At 47.9% G+C, this 422-nt stretch carries 1 protein-coding gene; it reads right to left on the reverse strand.

The genetic code is table 11. From position 1 onward, the window contains the following. The coding region (locus RM704_RS45815; protein ID WP_498076463.1) for a contact-dependent growth inhibition system immunity protein at positions 1 to 412 on the reverse strand (412 nt) is incomplete at its 3' end. Between the last annotated feature and the right edge of the window lie 10 nt (positions 413 to 422).

A 422-nucleotide genomic window follows, 5' to 3' on the forward strand; every position in this document is an offset into this window, starting at 1 on the left:
GTTTTCGGGCGTGGCGGATTATTTTTCGTTTCGTTCTGGGTTTATCCTGTCGGCAGCGGCTCAATGCCAACTTTAAACCTGCTCCGATTTCTTCAGGGCTGTTATCCAATGATAAAATTACATCGTCTGCATCAATGGCATCCCACGCTTCCGGCTTGACATGGCGGCTCGGGCTGATTTTCAGGCAGCCGTTGTGCAGCCAAATATCCCCGCTCATCATGTTTTTAAATAGGGCGCGTCTGGTTTTATAGCCCAAGTTCCCGCATAGGTTGGCAACCCAATCCTCATAGCGTTGCCGAAATTTTTCGGTATCAAAAAAATCTTGGTCTTCCGAACTGTCATAAACGAAAGTCCTGCTGTTTGCCAACGCTTGCAAGACCGTCGTGCCTAAAGTTTCATTGTCGGTATCCAATGGCAGGATA

It is taken from the genome of Streptomyces gottesmaniae (assembly GCF_031845845.1).
GTDB lineage: Bacteria > Actinomycetota > Actinomycetes > Streptomycetales > Streptomycetaceae > Streptomyces > Streptomyces akebiae.